The sequence below is a fragment of the Porphyromonas canoris genome, assembly GCF_000765975.1.
GTDB lineage: Bacteria > Bacteroidota > Bacteroidia > Bacteroidales > Porphyromonadaceae > Porphyromonas_A > Porphyromonas_A canoris.
Genome location: NZ_JQZX01000012.1, coordinates 295,662 through 312,448 on the forward strand (window position 1 = coordinate 295,662; position 16,787 = coordinate 312,448).

Sequence of the window (16,787 nt, forward strand, 5' to 3'; positions counted from 1 at the left end):
GCTTTATTTCCATTCTTAATCCTTATGCTTACTTATCTGATAGACTATCTGCAATCTTTGCAAGTGCCGGGAATCAATGCTTTTTCTTACGTTACAACTCGTTCCGGTATCGCTTTTGTCTTGGCTTTGTTGCTGGCAACCATCGTTGGGAAAAAAATTATAGCTCGACTTCAACTGCTGCAATTGGGGGAAATCATCCGTCCATTGGACTTAGAGGGAGAAAAGAGTAAGGCAGGAACACCTTCTATGGGAGGGATTATCATCATCGTGTCTCTACTTATACCGGTACTTCTTTTTGCCAAGCTTAATAATGTATACATCATACTGATGATTCTTACCACTCTTTGGCTGGGTGTTTTAGGATTTATAGATGATTATATCAAGCTTGTCAAGAAGAATAAAGAGGGCTTGAGAGGCAGGTATAAAATCATTGCACAAGTAGGACTCGGCACCATCGTTGCCGTTGTTCTATTCATGAGTCCGAGTGTGGTAATTTTGGAAAATCATGAGGTAAGACATCAGGAAACACAGGAGATAACCGTAACCTATAATCTTGTTCCGGAGAAATCCACCACAACAACAATTCCTTTCGTTAAAGAAAACAACTTCGATTATAGCTGGTTTGTTTCTGGTTTTAACCGGCATAAGGAGATGTTGACCTTTCTCATTTTTATTATTGCCTGTATTCTCATTGTAACGGCCGTTTCCAATGGCGCAAATATGACTGATGGATTGGATGGACTTGCAGCAGGGTCTTCTGCTTTTATGGGAATGGCTCTGGGTATTCTCGCTTATGTCTCATCTCACCTCACTTTTGCTGAGTATCTAAATGTCATGTTTATTCCCGGAGCAGAAGAACTGGTGGTATTTGCAGCCGCATTTGTAGGAGCAACGATGGGATTCCTTTGGTACAATTCTTATCCTGCACAAGTATTTATGGGGGATACAGGAAGTCTTACCATCGGAGGTATAATAGCTGTTTATGCAATAGTTATAAGGAAAGAACTTCTTTTGCCCATCCTTTGTGGAATATTTGTTGTAGAAAATCTATCCGTTATATTGCAGAGATATTATTATAAATACACAAAGAAAAAACAAGGAGTGGGTAAGCGGATCTTCAAGATGGCTCCACTACATCATCACTTTCAGAAACCGGGGAACGAGGGGATAGATGCTATAATACAAAAACCTATTACACCTATTCCTGAAGCAAAGATTGTAACAAGATTTTGGCTAATAGGTGCTATACTTGCTATATTAACTATCATAACTTTGAAGTTGAGATGAAGAAGATTGTCGTTTTAGGAGCCGGAGAGAGTGGACTACAAGCTGCTCTTTTAGCGAAAAAGAAGGGATACGAAGTCTTTGTCTCGGATAAGAATAATATACCGACTGAAGTTAAGGAGTCTCTAAACTCTGCTGGAATACTTTTCGAGGAAGGAGGACACACTTGGGAAAATATAAGCGATGCAACAATCGCGGTAAAAAGTCCGGGTATTCCACAAACAGCTCCAATAATTTTACAATTAAGAGAGAATGGATGTGAAGTAATATCAGAAATAGAGTTTGCTGCGCGCCATATGGAGGGCGCAAATTTTATCGCCGTAACCGGAAGCAATGGAAAGACTACGACTACTTCTCTTATTGCTCATGTATTAAGGTCTGCCGGTTGGGATGCTGTCGAATCCGGTAATATTGGTTTTGCCCTTTCCAGATATGCGCAGGAAGATTCCCGAAGAGATATTTATGTGGTAGAGCTTTCCAGCTTTCAATTGGAAGATATGCCGACATTCTCTCCTTATGTTTCTATTATTTTGAATATTACGCCCGATCATCTTGATAGGTATGATTATGATATAGAGAAATATGCCGATGCAAAGGGAAAGGTTTTTTGCAATCTTGCTTCAGATGGTCTTGCTATCTATTTTGGTGAAGATGAGGAGATCAGAAAATTGCTTGTGCGTTATCCGATCTCTTCCGGAATTGCAAAATTTAAGTTTTATACCCAACAACCGGAGGCAGATCTTTACTTTGGCGCATTAAGAGAGGATGATATTTTAGTGGCTTTGCCTCAGGGACGTTTTTCGTTCAAACTATCAGAGTTGAGCCTGAAAGGTGTGCACAACTACTGTAATATAATGGCAGCAATAGCAGCAACTCTGCATGCCGGAGTAGATCTTTTTGCTTTGAAAGAGGCTATGAGAACATTTAAGAGTGTTCCGCATCGTATGGAAGATGCCGGGATTGTAGAGTCTGTTCACTACATCAACGACTCTAAAGCCACCAATATAGATGCAACGAAGTATGCTCTCGGAGCCATGGCAGATAAAGATATCATATTGATACTCGGAGGAACAGACAAAGGTAACGACTATACCACAATAGCAGAGGAGGTAAAAAGAACATCTCTCGGTCTTATATTTATGACAAAGGATTATCAGAAATTGGAGCAACAGTTAGGCTCTCTCGGTATTCCTTATGTGGTATCGGAGGAGGTGCAGCATACTGTCAGAAAGGCACATGAAATGGCAAAAGAGTATGGAGCTCATACCGTTTTGCTCTCTCCTTGTTGTGCAAGTTTTGATCTATTCAAGAATTATGAGGATCGAGGAGATCGTTTTAAGGAGGCTGTAAAAACCTTATTATGAAGTAGAGCTATGACAACACTTGAAACTAAAGATCAATTGCCGGGCACTCATTTTTCTCATCAAAAGAAACTATTTGCCGGGGACAAGACCCTTTGGATGATCATTGCTCTTCTGATGGTCATGTCTCTGTTGAGTGTCTATTCTGCCATTTCCAATGAAGCATTTGCTCATGATTCTTCTGTTTTTGCTCCCATGCTTAAGCATGTTGCTCTTATGATCATGGCGCTCATTGTTTGTGTGGTCTTCTCTCATATTCCAACGAAGTTGTGGCGTAAGTTTGCTCTGTTCGGGCTCATTTTGGGTATAGTTCTACTTCTTCTTACTCAGTTTATGGGCATCGAGCGTAATGGAGGAAAGAGGTGGCTCAGTATCTTAGGTTTTGAGTTCCAAACCTCAGAGGTGGCACGCCTTTGTCTTATCAACTATATTGCTTTCAAGCTTTCTGTCGAAGAGTATGCCAGCAAACGTACCTTTATACATATTGCATTGGCGACCGGAGCTATCTGTATTCCTATTTTTCTTCAGAATATCTCCAGTGGGCTTCTTCTTGGTATGACTGCCTATATTCTCTGCTTCTTGGGAAAGGTACATAAGCGAACCTTCATAAAAGCAACCATAGGAATGTTTGCAGGAGCTGCTTTACTTGTCTGCTTATTGCTAATTCTTCCGATGGATGTTGTAAATAAGATTCCGGGTCGATTTGGTACGGGAAAAGCGCGGATAGAGAGCTTTATTGGTAAGAATGCTACCGAAAAAGAGAACGAAGATGAAGGAAAAGACTTTCAACGGATACAAGCCAATATTGCTATTGTAAAAGGAGGAGTAACAGGTGTTGGGCCTGGAAATAGCGAGTCTCGTCTTGTCTTGCCTCAGCCTTTCTCCGATTTTATATTTGTAATTATCCTCGAAGAGTATGGGCTTATTGCCGGGCTCCTGTGTATCGCTCTTTATATTTGGCTTCTCTTTTATATTGGGAAGCTGGCCAGCAGACTAAAATTGTTCTACCCTAAATTCTTAGTCATAGGGATTGGTATAATTATATGTACTCAAGCTCTCATACACATGATGGTAAATGTAGGAATCATGCCTGTTACAGGACAGACCCTTCCTTTTATCAGCAAAGGAGGATCATCTTATCTTGTAACATCCATCTATTTTGCCCTCATTTTATCTGCAAGTAGAGAGCTTGAAGAGCAACAAGAAGAAGCCATTGCTCAAATGTCCGGGGCAGAAACTCCAATAGCTATTAACACAGAAGTTATACCGGAAGTTCCCATAACTGATGCATCCTATTACGATGACGAAAATACCGGATACCATAAACATAGAAAATCATGAGTAAAGAGCTAAAGAATATCATTATCAGTGGCGGAGGTACAGGAGGACATATCTTTCCGGCTATCTCTATTGCAGACGAAATAAAGAGACGTTATCCCTCTTGTAAGATTCTGTTTGTGGGAGCAAAAGGACGAATGGAAGAGGAAAAAGTTCCCAATGCCGGTTATGAGATACTTCTTCTTCCTATAATGGGATTGCAAAGGAAGAAGGTTTGGAAAAATATCAAAGTGTTTTATCGTCTCCTCAAAAGCCTGAGAATGGTAAGAGGAGCCATCAAAGAGACTAAGCCTCAAGCCGTAATAGGAGTGGGAGGATATGCCAGTGCTCCTACTTTGATCGCAGCCCAACGTCTTGGTATAACAACTTTGGTGCAGGAGCAAAACTCTTATGCCGGAGTTACGAATAAGATTGTTGGAAAGAAAGCAAAGGCTGTCTTTGTCGCTTATGACAATATGAAGAGATTTTTTCCAAAAGCTCCAATACACTTTACAGGGAATCCGATCAGAGCAAGTTTGACGAATCAACTTCCGGCTAAAGAAGTTTGTGCTAAAGCTTTTGGCTTATCTCCTGATAAACCGACACTGCTTATTATTGGAGGCAGCCTTGGAGCATTGAGCGTGAATCAGGGAGTGATAGCAAAGATAGATATGCTTGCCAAACGTACAGACATACAAGTATTGTGGCAGACCGGGGCATCATATTTCAAAAAAGTGGAGGCTGCTCTTAAAGCTCACGGATCTCCTTCTAACATTGTGGCGCGCAAATTTATTTATGAAATGGAGAAGGCCTATGCTTTGGCTACTGTCGTTATTTCAAGAGCCGGGGCAAGTAGCATATCCGAAATTTCGGCATTGGGACTTGCATCTATTTTAGTCCCATCTCCCAATGTTGCAGAAGATCACCAGACACATAACGCCATGGCTTTGGTTCAGAAGAATGCGGCATTGATGGTTAAGGATGCAGACTGCTCAACATCCCTTATCCCTACAGCTCTTTCTCTTTTGGATGACCCCGAAAAATCTCGTACTCTGTCCGAAAATGTTTGTCCATTGGGAAGAGTAAATGCAGCAGAACAAATAGTAGATATTTTGGAAAAAATATTGAGAGGATGAATATAAAAGAGACTTATACTCCAATTTTCTTCATTGGAATAGGAGGAATTGGGATGAGTGCTATTGCACGATATTTTCTTCTTCACGGATTCAAAGTAGGAGGATACGACAGAACAGAGAGCCATATCACACGTGCTCTTGTCGCAGAAGGTGCGGAAGTTTTTTATGATGACAATTCAGACTTTATACCCGAAGCTTTTCGCTCGGAAGATACCTACGTTATCTACACTCCGGCTGTCCCGACTGATGCTTCCGTGATGTCTTATTACAGAAATAAAGGGATCAAATTATACAAACGTTCTCAGGCTTTGGGAGAGATTACGTCTCGTTCTAAGGCTCTTTGCGTTGCCGGAACACATGGCAAGACCACCACTTCTACCATCTTGGCTTGTCTTATGGCAGAAACAGTGATACCATCTGAACATGTCGGTGTGAATGCTTTCCTTGGAGGAATTTCTCTCAACTATAACAGCAATCTTCTCTTGGACGCAGATGCTTCTTTTACAGTTGCCGAGGCAGATGAGTATGACCGATCGTTTCATACCCTTCATCCTCACTATGCCATCATTACATCTACCAGTCCGGATCACTTGGATATCTATGGCACGGAAGAAGCATATTTGGAGGCCTTCTCGCATTTTACTTCCCTTGTTTCGCCTAAGGGAGGGTTAGTCATGCACAAGCATGCAACCTGTACACCTCGCTTACGCGAAGGTGCTCAGTTCTACACCTATGCTAAGAATGAGCAGGCAGATTTTTATAGTAATAATTTACAGTTTAGATCCGGTGAGCTATACTTTGACTTCCATTTCCCCGGAGGTGTTTACCGGGAGATGCACATTGGTGTTCCTATTGAAATCAATGTGGAAAATGCAACGGCAGCCCTCGCGGTAGCTCACTTATGTGGAAAAAGTGAGGCAGAACTCCGTTTGAATCTCTCTTCATTTAAGGGGGTTCATCGCCGATTTGAACGAGTGCTTTCCGGGGGAGAAGGGGGCTTTGTCCTTATTGACGATTATGCACACCATCCCGAAGAGATAGCGGCAAGCATCCGTTCCGTGAGAGTCCTCTATCCTGATAGCAGACTCACGGCAATTTTTCAACCACACCTTTACAGCCGTACCGCAGACTTTTATAAAGAGTTTGCCGAAGCTCTTTCTCAAGAAGCACAAGTTGTTCTCCTTCCCATCTATCCGGCAAGAGAAGAGCCTATGCCCGGAATTACATCCGAACTTATTTTGGAGCATATCTCTCCCAATGTTATTGCGACCTCTTGCTCCAAGTCGGAGTTGACGAAGACATTGGATCGTTTTCCGGCAGATGTCTATCTCATGCTTGGAGCGGGAGATATAGAGTTATTGGTACCGGAGGTTAAAGAATATCTCATCCAAAAACAGAAAAAAGCACTATCTTAGACCTCCATGAAGCAGAGACTCAAGCATATTGTTGTCATACTTGGTGTACTTCTTATGTGCGCTGCATTTGTTGCGTCCTATTTGGTTGCATCTCCTCAAAAATATGAGGATGGCAATAAAATAATCCCAAGTAAAACATCTGTGGAAATCTCTCATGAGGCAGAACAAGCATTCGTAACCCCTGCCGATGTGCTTTCTCTTCTGAATTTGAGCATTAAAGATACCGTGCTTCGCAGTGTAGATACCCGAAAACTCGAACAGGAACTCATAGAAAAAAGCCCATATATCAAGTCTGCAACAGCCTATGTTGCACCTCAGTCTCACTCTTTGCAGATCGAGCTGGAAGAGAGACAGCCTTTGATGGCTCTCTACTACGGAGAGAAGGCATCATATATAGATGCCGAAGGTATTATTTTCCCCAATAGAAAGGGAGCTGCTTACGTTCCCGTGGTTACCGGAAATATTTCGGAGAAAACAGCGCAGACCTATCTTCTCGATCTTGCTCACTATCTTGAGGAGCATAAAAAATGGAGAAACTTCTTCGGCTCTATACACGTCGTTTCAGAGAAAGAGATCTATCTCTATCCCAGAGTAGGGGAGTTTGTATTCTGTATCAGCCCTAAGATAGACTTTGACGAACAGCTTGGCAAGGTCGATATCTTCTACGAAAAGATACTTCCGCGTACCGGAGTGAATAAGTACTCCGTTGTCAACCTTTCGTATAGAAATCAGATCGTTTGCACCAAGAGAGGAGAATAAGTTTTATTGCCTTCTATCTCTCAGCACAAATGTCAATTTTTCAGCACTAAACAGCTCTTTATGTGAGATGATATACCCTTTCCTATAAGGTTTTCCATCTAATAGAATTGCTTCAATGTATTTGGATTGAGGCGATTCTTTTTTTGCTTCTATCGTAAGTGAAGCATGAGGATAGTACTCTTGATCCAGCTCTATAACCACCTCATCGAATCTCGGAGCAGTAAGGGCATATATAGGTGTTCCTGCAGAAACAGGATAGAATCCGAGCATTGAGAAAATAGCCCAAGCGGACATTGTTCCCGTATCATCATTGCCGGGAAGACCGCCCGGTGCTGTCGTAAAATACTTATCCAGCAGAGCGGGAATCATCTCTTGTGTCCTATAAGCATACTTAGGGAAATAGCAGTAGAGATAAGCATTATCAATATCCGGCTCGTTAGCCATGTCATAGTATCCTTTTGCGAAGGTCTCATCCAGTTTTTGGGTAAACACCCTTTCTCCACCCATCATCTTTGCCAGATTTTTGATGTCAAATGGAACGTAGAAGTTATAGTTCCATGCCGATCCTTCGTGGTAGCCGGTATTTTCTTGAAAGTCTCTGCCAATTCTTGGATCGAAAGGTGTCATGAAAGAGCCATCTTGCATTCTTGGTCTGAAGCAGTTGTACTCTTTGGAGAAGAGCTTGGTATAGCTTTTTGCTCTCGCAATAAGGGTTTTGTAAGTCTCTTTGTCCCCCATGGAAAGAGCAAACTGAGCAGCATTAAAGTCTGAGAGATAATACTCCAAAGACTGCGAGACGCAGTTGTCGTGCTTCTTTTGGTTCGGAACATATCCATGTTTGACATACAGATCTATATTTGGACGCACCTTGTTTTCTTTAGAAACATCCAAGGCGGAGCGTTTTATTGCTTCCAATGCCAGATTTGTATCAAAGTTTCTCAGTCCGCGTTGCCATGTGTCGTTGATTACAATGGCTGCAGGATCTCCATCCATTGTGAAAGTCTCACGGCTGTATAGCTCCCACTTCGGAAGATAACGATTCTCTTTGTACATATCCAGCATCACATCAATCATCTCCAGCTGCTTCTTAGGATCCAAAATACAGTAGAGCGGATGCACTGTTCGGAAAGTATCCCATAGGGAGAATACCGTATATCTCTTCTTCCCCTGCGGTAGTGTAATCTTTTCAAGAGTTTCCATCTTGTTGTAAGACCCGGAAACATCCTGCGCAATATTAGGATGGATTAGCGTATGGTAAAGAGCGGAGTAGAATACTATCTTGTCTTTTTCACTGTCTCCTTTTACTCTTATCTTCGATAGCTCTTTATTCCATTTCTTTTGAGCATCGCTCACGATGGTTTCAAAAGAGAGCCCGGCAGGTTGTTCTGCTTCAAGATTTTTCATTGCTTCCTCTTCGCTTACCATAGATACCCCGGTTCGGACAGTGATTGTGGTAGGCTCTTCTACATCGTAAGAGAAGAACACACCTATATTATCTCCGGACATTTCTTGGGTAAAGCCCTCATAAGGTTTGTACTGCCCTGTATATTTATCCCAAGCCAGGTCTATCGGCAAGAAGCGTTGAAGTTTCCAGAAGCCATGTTTTACAGGAGTTCTCTCTATTCTCATCGCAAAATAGAGACGGAATACAGCATCATGGTGATAGCAGAAAGAGCCGACCAACTTACTGCCTGTTATGGTCTGCTGATCCTTAAATCTCGCTATGGCTCCACTCTCATTCGTAAGTCCCTCTCCGAGGTTTAGCAGGATATTTGCTTTCCCGGCAGGGAAATGAAAGCGCGCCATAGAGGTACGTTCTGTCGCTGTAACCTCTGCACGGATGCCATATTTGGCAAGTGTTACGGCATAATATCCCGGTTGGTTCACCTGCTCTTCCATTACCGATCCATACTTTACCGGATCGAATACCAACTCACCGGTTGTCGGCATCAAAAGAAGAGAGCCTAAGTCCGGACATCCTACACCGCTAAGATTTACTTGGGCGAAACCGGTAAGAAAACTATTGTTTGAGCTGAACGGAGTGCTCCACCACATACTGTCCTTTTCAAACTTATTAATTCCCTCTCCGCCCATCACATTGAAAGGTGTGATGTTCATAAGTCCGTGCGGATGCTGTGCTCCCGGATTGGTCGTTCCGTAGTTGGAAGTTCCTATAAGAGTATTAACCCATTTAATAGGTTCTTGTGCTACGACGCCGGATACAAAAAAGCAGCACAGCAGTAGCAGTACAAAATATCTACGACTCTCTTTCATAACTTTTGGTGTCTCTATTCTAATGAACGCAGGTAAGCAATCTCTTCTGCCCAGATGGTATCATCGGGTGTTTCGAGGATAATAGGGATGTTATCCAGTCTCGAATCTTTCATTACATAGGAGTATAAATCCAATCCCATTACTCCTTTGCCCAAGCTGTGGTGTCTGTCCACACGAGTGCCGAGATCCTTCATAGAGTCATTCAGGTGAATGCCTCGAAGATATTGCAAACCGATAGTCTCCTCAAACTCTTTCCACATCGCCTCGTAGGCTTCCTTGTTCCGGATTTCATACCCCGAAGCCAACAGGTGAGCTGTATCCAGACACACTCCTATCCTCTCTTTATTCTCGACATGTTCTATAATGTATGCCAGATGAGAAAATCTGTATCCCATGTTAGAGCCTTGCCCTGCGGTATTTTCCAGAACAGCTATACAGGAAGAGGTCTCAGCCAGAACATCGTTGATGCTATGAGCAATATTCAGCAGGCATTCCTCTTCTGATATTTTGTTCAGATGGCTTCCCGGATGGAAGTTAAGCAGGTTCAGACCCAGCTGCTCACACCGTTGCATCTCATCCAGAAACGCATTTTTGCTTTTCAGTCGCATATCTTCTTCCGGACTGCCCATATTGGTGAGGTAGCTGTTGTGAGGCAATATCTTACTCAGATCAAAGCCATACTCGCTGCATCTCTCCTTGAACAGGTGGATGCTTTTATCTGTAAGAGGGTTTGCCACCCATTGTCTCTGATTTTTGGTGAACAGGGCAAAAGTATTTGCTCCTATCTGATGTGCATTGACCGGAGCATTTTCCACTCCTCCGCTGGCACTTACATGTGCTCCTATATATTTCATTGTTTATTGTCTGTGTTTGAGAATAAGTGCGATTGTAACAAGATCCCCTTGAGAAAACAGAAAAGAGAGACAATACTTTACAGCACGATCTCCCTTTCTTGTGAATTTTATATGTCGATCTTCTTCCCTTACTTGAGAAACCGTTATTTCTTTACTTCAGGCTGGACAAAGTCTATAAAGCAAAGTCCGGCAAGGGCAGTACCATATCTCTTTTCTATGGTGATACCTTCTGTGATAAAGTTTAGTTCGCCAAGATAGTATTGGGAGTAAGTCTTTTCGTGCAGGTCATTTATTACACGGATAAGACGAGCTTCAAGCTCTTCTATACGATACCTTCCGCTCACTTCGCACACAAGACCACCGATCTTTTCGTCAAAGTTTTCATCCTTATACATCCATGCGTACACCACTCCGGCAGAAACAAACTCATCTTGCATACCGTGAGACACGGACATGATGGTTTTCAGCTCCGAGCCGAAAGGAGGAAGGTCTATCTCATCCATTGTTACCAACCTTGCCGTAGCAGGAAGCACGGAAGAGTAAACCATAATGTTAAAGTCTGAAATACCTGCATCGTAAAGCGCCATATGGTATGACCCTGCGTGTAGTTCCAGATCCGATTCTCCACTACCCTTAGTGATGAAGAATGTGTTGGGGATTAAGTTTCCTACAATCTTACTCATCTGTTCTAATCGTGTTATTTCCTTTTCTCTGTTTATCTATCCTAAATACTTTGTGTTCGTGAACATACGCCTGTTCACTCCGCCTTGCAAAGGTACACAATAATATTTATATCTCGAATAGTTGGTTTCGGGAAGAAAGGAAACATCATTCATCCGCTTATCTTTTCACGAAGAAGATCAGATCCGAAACATTTTCATCCTTGGCAGCATCCGGGGCTATAAAAATAGTCGGTTTCGTGATTATCTTTTTGTTTTCCAGCTCCGCAAGCAGATCCCAAAGTATTTCGTGATACATGATGACGATTGCTTGCGACTTGTCTGCAAATCCAAACTCCCTCTGCAACAGCTCTATATCCAAAGATTGATCCAGAAAATCCGCAACACTATCGGCTATCTTCTTCGACTGAAGATAGAGTGAGTTCTTATCGTTTTCCTCAAGGATTGGTACGGTTATATGCCCGGATTCATTGAATAAATTAAACTTGGAAAATACGGCAATGGTGCTCTCTTCCGTGATTTTTCCCATTTTTCTCAAAGTCTCTCAAGAGAAGATCCAGTTGTCGGGTATTTGAGATAAAAGGTCTTATCCTTGAAAAAGCACCCTCACTCCAGTTGATTTTGAGCGAGTAACCCTTGCTTGACAGAGTATTAGTACCGCAGTAAAAATCTCTTTTAGGATAAAGCGTCCAAAACTCACCGCTCCACAAGGGTTCTTTCATGGAGAGTTCTTTTTTTCTGATAGCTCCTCTCTCCTCCAAACACTTCCATACCAGTCCATCAATAACATAAGAGAAAAGGATGCTGTACGAGTTCCGCTCTCTTCCTTCACTCTTCAACAGCTTCACAAAATCGGCAACATCTTTCCCGATTTTACCTGCCAAAGCCTCCGATAGCTCCTTAGAATGGTTGCGCAGTTTGAGGGTTTGCAGGCTGTCCAATATTATTATATTGGTTTGGAATTTGTTTTTGTTGTTTCGGATCAACTTCCAATCTGCAAGCAGTTGCAGCTGACTGTACGTGAACTTAACATTGATCGAATCCAATGCTTTAATGGTGTGAGGCTCTCTTAAAGCGAGAAGTATCTCCCAGTTGTTGTCAAGACGGACAATGTTATTGGGTGTGCCTTTGGAGGTGATGCAGTAAGCAATGCTTTCGTTATGGGTAAACGAGTTGAATCTGCTGTTTTGAGCTTTCATCGTAGCAACCGATAATACCAGTAGTATTACACTTATCCAAAAAGATTTCATCATACCTGTCAAATCCGTTATTTCATAATTTGTACTATTAAGGAAAGGTGAGTAACTCCTTTCATCCGGTTTGCTAAGGTACTTAATATTCCTTTCTATTATACTTTTATGCTCAAATTGTTGTATTCGATATCTATGATTGGGAGCGGGGAGTGCTTATCCGTACAAAATATGTAATATCCGGAACCTTTACGGGAAAAGTTTGTCGGGAGTTGTTATCTTTGCCATCAGAGGTTGGAATATAATATATATCAAGCAGATCTATGTCTCAGTTAATCTCCATACAAGATTTTCCGCCGAATATCCCGGAAAGTAGTTTTACTTCCTCTCTTTACACCATTGTTTTTCTGGAGCAGGGTTCTACATTCATGGTGGATGGTACGGATTACGATGCGGAAGCCAACACGGTGTTATTCCTCTCACCTTACCAGAGTTTGGTATGGTCAAAGCCCCCTGATAGCTATCGACAACTCTCTTTTCATAGCGACTTTTACTGTATCGAGTACCATAAATATGAGGTGGCTTGCAATGGATTGTTGTTCAACAATGCCTATCTGAAACCCTACGTGAGCGTCTCGCCCTCTCTGCTGCACTATCTCTACGAGCTGACAGACCGGATTGCAGAAGAGCAGCACCGGGACAAAGTGGAGCTTCCCTTTACTTCCTCCATCATCAAAACCTATCTCCAGCTTCTGCTTGCCTTGTGCAGCAGGCAGAAAGATGCTTTGGATGGGCAGTTGAACAGTGTTATCGACAGACAGGCACTCCTATTCGAGCAGCTCTTGGAGAAGCATCATCTGGAGGAGAGGAGAGTGCTTTTTTATGCCCATGAAGTGGGTGTTTCTCCCGAAGTATTGAGTAGAAAGAGCAAGCAGGCATTTGGAAAAACTCCCTCGCAATTGATACAGGACCGGGTTATTATCGCCGCCAAAAGGCTTCTTCACCTTACGGACAAGAGCATAAAAGAGATTGCACTGATGCTGAACTTCCAAGACGAGTTTTACTTCAGCCGTTACTTCAAAAAGGCAACAGGGCTTTCGCCGAAGCACTTCAGGGATGAAGTCGGTATCACCATCATTACTCCTCCTCAACCTCCTCACTGAATACCGGAAAATCTTTTTCGTATGGCTTTTTACCGGATGGGTGTCAAATCTATCCATGTTAATATCATGTTTATCCATTCCCTGCGTTGTTCAAAAGCCGGAACTTTGCAGCATAAATAGTAAAATGAATAAGTTGATATGAAAAAGTTGATGGAACAGATCTTTCAGACATCCGGGAAAATTATTCTGAACCTGGAGCGCCCATTCTTTAACTTCATGCGTATATCCATCTTTGTGGTTATGGCGTGGATCGGAGGGCTTAAAGCTTGCCAATACGAAGCCGATGGTATCGTGCACTTTGTAAGCAACAGCCCTTTCATGAGTTTCTTCTACACGAAGTCCAATACTTATGTAGAGAATGATAAAGGAGAGATGGTCAAGGAGTATACACTGCATAAAAATCCGGAGGGGAAGATGGTACAAAAGAATATAGACTGGCACAAGGCTAACGGTACCTATCCTTTCTCTTATGGCCTTGGTACGATGATTGTTCTCATAGGGCTTTTTGTCCTCTTGGGTATTTGGTTTCCTAAGGTCGGACTGATAGGAGGATTACTCACCTTTGGTATGTCCATCGTTACGCTTTCGTTCCTTATAACCACGCCGGAGTCTTGGGTTCCTAATCTGGGTGGAGACTTACCGACGCCCCATTATGGCTTTCCATACTTGTCGGGTGTAGGAAGGCTTGTTATCAAGGATATTATCATGAGTGCCGGCGGACTGCTCGTGGCTTGGGATGCAGCTCGCAGAATCGTGAAACGATAACTTTCAATCTCCGGTTTCTATACCGAAACAGGGTGTGTCATACCGGTATGGCACACCCTGCTTTGTATATCATGGAATACCCGGATATACTCTCTTTTTAGATTAAACGTGTTCGCAAGATTCTTTGAACAGGTATAAAAGATGCTCTTATCCTGTATCTTTTATGGCATCAAGGCGCGATCTGCAGAGATCATGCCTTGATGGGTACTTTTCAAAGCTTGATTTTTGCCATTCAAGTCTTGATGCTTGGTTTTGAATCTGTTTAAGCAGAGTTTTATAGCCGTTAAGACGCTTTTTTATTCCATTATAGACGAATTATCAAAGCCTTGATGGAGACAGAGCCAAACTACTTGCCCTTTTGTTCATTTGCAAATGCTTCTATCCGCCGACAAGCCAAATCCGCACTGATAACAGCCATCGGCAGTCCTGCACCCGGTATCGTGGAAGCTCCTACGTAGAACAGATTGCCCAACTTTTCATCAAAATTCGCCGGTCGGAATCCGCCTATCTGCATCATCTTGTGGGATAGTCCGAGACCGCTACCCTGATAGAGGTTGAACCTCTCCTCCCACTCTTTGGGCGTATAGATGGTACGCGACACCACCATAGAGGGTATATCTTCTCCTATTCTCTTGGAGAAGTCTTCAAGGATGCTGTCCACGATCTCGTCTCTATCGCTCCAATCTTTTTTGTATTGCAGGTTTGGCACGGGACATACAAAGAACAGGCTCTCGCATCCTTCGGGGGCACAGCTGTCGTTGTGCTTGGATATGACATTGACGTAGTAGTATGGCTTTTGCAGCGTATCGGGATCTTTGAGGATATTGTGTGCATACTCCTCATAGTTTGTGCCGAGATAGTAGTTGTGCTGATCGAGCCGGGGCAGCTTTCCTTTAATACCGATGTAGAACGTCAGATAGCCCATGGTCCATTCTTTTTGAGCCAACTTTTGCTCGCTGTACGCTTTTCGGTGCAACACTCTTCCTCTGAACAGAGCGGCGTCTGCGTTGCAAAGAAAAATGTCGGACTCGTATCTGTTGCCCTTTCCGTCTATCACGGCTGTGAGCCTGTCGCCATCGAAAGAGACATCTTTAATCTCTGTATCAAATCGGAATGTGGCTCCTGCCTTTTCCAGCTCCGATACCAGCCCCTGCACGATGTTGTACATCCCTCCTTTTACATTGTAATAGCCATCATGGCAAAACTCTGTGTGGGAGAGAAGGCTGTATATAGCCATGGTATCGAAAGGCGTGCGACCGAGGAAGAACGCTACCAGAGAGATGATCTGACATGCCTCCTTTGAGGAGAAATGCTCTGTAACATGCTGCCAGAATGTTTTGAGAAGAACCGGTATATGGCGTGGATTGACCTGCATCAACGTGGTGATGTAGTCGAACATATTGTCGAAGTTGTTGCGGATGACAATGTCAAATGTGTTTTCAAACAGCGCTTTCGATTTCTTGAGATACCGCCTCATTTTGTTCTCAAAGTCTGGCTCCACTCCCTCGAACTGCTCGGCAAGTCGTTTTATATCCTTGTATAGGTGATAGGTCTTATCATCTCCTCGGAAGTTTACCGAATAGAGCGGATCGAGTTCTACAAATTCAAAAGGCAGCTCTACACCGCACTTGTCCAGAAACTCCTTGAATACATAAGACATACTAAAGAAGCTGGGACCGGTGTCGAAGGTAAAACCATCTTTCCGAATCCGGTTGAGACGTCCTCCCGGCTCGCTATTTTTTTCGATGAAAGATACTTGGAAGCCTCTTTTGGAGAGCAGGAGGCCGCTTGCCAAGCCACCAAGACCTGTGCCTATAATTGTTACTTTCTTATTCATGATATATTGTGCTTTTGTTTGAATTTGGAGTAGAGCTCATCCTTAACCCATTTGAAGTTTGGTTCTGCCATCAATATTTTTTTGTAATACTCGTCTGCGCGTTTGACGTCATCCAGTGCGTCATAGGTTTGGGCTATCTGTATCCAGAGTGCAAGCAGATTCCAGTCTTTGGCTTCTGGATTGCTCTCTTTCTGCGAGAGGTATAGCCGCTCTGCCGTAAGGTAGTGCTTGAGAGCATTGGGCTTGGAACCGCCGAAGAGTGCAGGGCGATAGAAGTCTATATTGCCAAGCTGCACGTATCCGAAAGCATTGTCGGGGTCTTGTTTTACAGATTTTTCGGCAGCCGATATACTCTTTTGTCCCAAGAACGGAGCCTTGAACTTGTTCAGTCCTACCTGGTATCCGAGATAGGCGGACTCGTATGCAAGCATCAGAGCAGGGCGTATCTGCCGGCTCTTGAGCATATTCATTCTCTCTTCCATCCTCTTCATATAGGTTTTGGCAAGGCTGTTTTTCTTATTGCCTATACACCATCCGATGTAGCCGTATTCAAAGTTGAGAAGCTCCAGTTCCTGCTCTGTGTTTTTCTCTTTAATGGCGTGCATCCGGTCTATGACACGCTTCCACGACTCCATATTATTATATATGTATGCGTTGTAGATGCTCTCCTTTTCCGATGCGGATAGCGAAAGAGGAAGAGGGAAGAGCAGCAGGAGGAATAGTAGAGTGAAGTGTTTCATCTGTTTGAGCTG

The 16,787-nt window shown here is 43.1% G+C and carries 15 protein-coding genes; 8 read left to right on the forward strand and 7 right to left on the reverse strand.

What is annotated here, in order from left to right:
- The first annotated feature begins 24 nt into the window (after window positions 1-24).
- From mraY to HQ29_RS07765, 6 genes are read left to right on the forward strand one after another with little or no spacing between them, the layout of a single operon-like run.
- Window positions 25-1,287 (forward strand): phospho-N-acetylmuramoyl-pentapeptide-transferase, encoded by a 1,263-nt coding sequence (gene mraY / locus HQ29_RS07740; RefSeq protein ID WP_036789268.1) that lies wholly within the window; start codon window positions 25-27, stop codon window positions 1,285-1,287.
- A complete protein-coding gene (murD, locus tag HQ29_RS07745; protein WP_036868871.1) occupies window positions 1,284-2,648 on the forward strand; it encodes a UDP-N-acetylmuramoyl-L-alanine--D-glutamate ligase in 1,365 nt (454 codons plus the stop codon). The genes mraY and murD overlap by 4 nt, the downstream gene beginning before the upstream one ends.
- A 9-nt stretch (window positions 2,649-2,657) precedes the next feature.
- Entirely contained in the window at window positions 2,658-3,986 is a 1,329-nt protein-coding gene (locus tag HQ29_RS07750) for an FtsW/RodA/SpoVE family cell cycle protein (RefSeq protein ID WP_036868874.1), read from the forward strand.
- Window positions 3,983-5,098, forward strand: a complete 1,116-nt coding sequence (gene murG / locus HQ29_RS07755) for an undecaprenyldiphospho-muramoylpentapeptide beta-N-acetylglucosaminyltransferase (protein WP_036868877.1) — start codon at window positions 3,983-3,985, stop codon at window positions 5,096-5,098. The genes HQ29_RS07750 and murG overlap by 4 nt, the downstream gene beginning before the upstream one ends.
- Entirely contained in the window at window positions 5,095-6,513 is a 1,419-nt protein-coding gene (gene murC / locus HQ29_RS07760; RefSeq protein ID WP_036868879.1) for a UDP-N-acetylmuramate--L-alanine ligase, read from the forward strand. The genes murG and murC overlap by 4 nt, the downstream gene beginning before the upstream one ends.
- A gap of 6 nt (window positions 6,514-6,519) precedes the next feature.
- Complete coding sequence (locus HQ29_RS07765; protein WP_036789258.1) at window positions 6,520-7,272, forward strand: cell division protein FtsQ/DivIB; 753 nt, start codon at window positions 6,520-6,522, stop codon at window positions 7,270-7,272.
- 3 nt (window positions 7,273-7,275) lie between these two features.
- Here HQ29_RS07765 and HQ29_RS07770 read toward each other — a convergent pair whose 3' ends face one another.
- The 5 genes from HQ29_RS07770 to HQ29_RS07790 form a co-directional block, all read right to left on the reverse strand.
- The gene (locus HQ29_RS07770; RefSeq protein ID WP_036868881.1) at window positions 7,276-9,546 is read right to left on the reverse strand and encodes a GH92 family glycosyl hydrolase; all 2,271 of its coding nucleotides are present in this window, start codon (window positions 9,544-9,546) and stop codon (window positions 7,276-7,278) included.
- Between the two features lie 14 nt (window positions 9,547-9,560).
- Window positions 9,561-10,400, reverse strand: a complete 840-nt coding sequence (gene nfo / locus HQ29_RS07775) for a deoxyribonuclease IV (protein WP_036868883.1) — start codon at window positions 10,398-10,400, stop codon at window positions 9,561-9,563.
- A gap of 143 nt (window positions 10,401-10,543) precedes the next feature.
- The gene (locus tag HQ29_RS07780) at window positions 10,544-11,083 is read right to left on the reverse strand and encodes a pyruvoyl-dependent arginine decarboxylase (RefSeq protein WP_036789254.1); all 540 of its coding nucleotides are present in this window, start codon (window positions 11,081-11,083) and stop codon (window positions 10,544-10,546) included.
- Between the two features lie 157 nt (window positions 11,084-11,240).
- Window positions 11,241-11,609, reverse strand: a complete 369-nt coding sequence (locus HQ29_RS07785) for a hypothetical protein (RefSeq protein WP_036868886.1) — start codon at window positions 11,607-11,609, stop codon at window positions 11,241-11,243.
- A complete protein-coding gene (locus HQ29_RS07790) occupies window positions 11,560-12,333 on the reverse strand; it encodes a Dor-1 like family protein (RefSeq protein ID WP_036868888.1) in 774 nt (257 codons plus the stop codon). The genes HQ29_RS07785 and HQ29_RS07790 overlap by 50 nt, the downstream gene beginning before the upstream one ends.
- Window positions 12,334-12,593: 260 nt before the next feature.
- On the opposite strand from HQ29_RS07790, the gene HQ29_RS07795 reads away from it, so the two are divergent.
- Entirely contained in the window at window positions 12,594-13,433 is an 840-nt protein-coding gene (locus HQ29_RS07795) for a helix-turn-helix domain-containing protein (protein WP_052089986.1), read from the forward strand.
- Between the two features lie 150 nt (window positions 13,434-13,583).
- Window positions 13,584-14,198, forward strand: coding sequence for a DUF417 family protein (locus HQ29_RS07800; RefSeq protein ID WP_152566520.1), 615 nt, complete (start codon window positions 13,584-13,586; stop codon window positions 14,196-14,198).
- A gap of 346 nt (window positions 14,199-14,544) precedes the next feature.
- Here the strand turns inward: HQ29_RS07800 and HQ29_RS07805 are convergent, their stop codons facing one another.
- Both HQ29_RS07805 and HQ29_RS07810 read right to left on the reverse strand, forming a co-directional pair.
- Entirely contained in the window at window positions 14,545-16,035 is a 1,491-nt protein-coding gene (locus tag HQ29_RS07805) for a phytoene desaturase family protein (protein ID WP_036868893.1), read from the reverse strand.
- Entirely contained in the window at window positions 16,032-16,775 is a 744-nt protein-coding gene (locus HQ29_RS07810; RefSeq protein ID WP_036868896.1) for a tetratricopeptide repeat protein, read from the reverse strand. Before HQ29_RS07810 ends, HQ29_RS07805 begins: the two co-directional genes overlap by 4 nt.
- Between the last annotated feature and the right edge of the window lie 12 nt (window positions 16,776-16,787).

Coding starts and splice junctions, on each gene's coding strand:
- HQ29_RS07770 (WP_036868881.1), bottom strand. CDS start 9,546: ATGAAAGAGAGTCGTAGATATTTTGTACTGCTACTGCTGTGCTGCTTT.
- HQ29_RS07785 (WP_036868886.1), bottom strand. CDS start 11,609: ATGGGAAAAATCACGGAAGAGAGCACCATTGCCGTATTTTCCAAGTTT.
- nfo (WP_036868883.1), bottom strand. CDS start 10,400: ATGAAATATATAGGAGCACATGTAAGTGCCAGCGGAGGAGTGGAAAAT.
- HQ29_RS07750 (WP_036868874.1), top strand. CDS start 2,658: ATGACAACACTTGAAACTAAAGATCAATTGCCGGGCACTCATTTTTCT.
- HQ29_RS07810 (WP_036868896.1), bottom strand. CDS start 16,775: ATGAAACACTTCACTCTACTATTCCTCCTGCTGCTCTTCCCTCTTCCT.
- murD (WP_036868871.1), top strand. CDS start 1,284: ATGAAGAAGATTGTCGTTTTAGGAGCCGGAGAGAGTGGACTACAAGCT.
- murC (WP_036868879.1), top strand. CDS start 5,095: ATGAATATAAAAGAGACTTATACTCCAATTTTCTTCATTGGAATAGGA.
- HQ29_RS07805 (WP_036868893.1), bottom strand. CDS start 16,035: ATGAATAAGAAAGTAACAATTATAGGCACAGGTCTTGGTGGCTTGGCA.
- HQ29_RS07765 (WP_036789258.1), top strand. CDS start 6,520: ATGAAGCAGAGACTCAAGCATATTGTTGTCATACTTGGTGTACTTCTT.
- HQ29_RS07790 (WP_036868888.1), bottom strand. CDS start 12,333: ATGATGAAATCTTTTTGGATAAGTGTAATACTACTGGTATTATCGGTT.
- HQ29_RS07795 (WP_052089986.1), top strand. CDS start 12,594: ATGTCTCAGTTAATCTCCATACAAGATTTTCCGCCGAATATCCCGGAA.
- murG (WP_036868877.1), top strand. CDS start 3,983: ATGAGTAAAGAGCTAAAGAATATCATTATCAGTGGCGGAGGTACAGGA.
- HQ29_RS07780 (WP_036789254.1), bottom strand. CDS start 11,083: ATGAGTAAGATTGTAGGAAACTTAATCCCCAACACATTCTTCATCACT.
- mraY (WP_036789268.1), top strand. CDS start 25: ATGCTTACTTATCTGATAGACTATCTGCAATCTTTGCAAGTGCCGGGA.
- HQ29_RS07800 (WP_152566520.1), top strand. CDS start 13,584: ATGGAACAGATCTTTCAGACATCCGGGAAAATTATTCTGAACCTGGAG.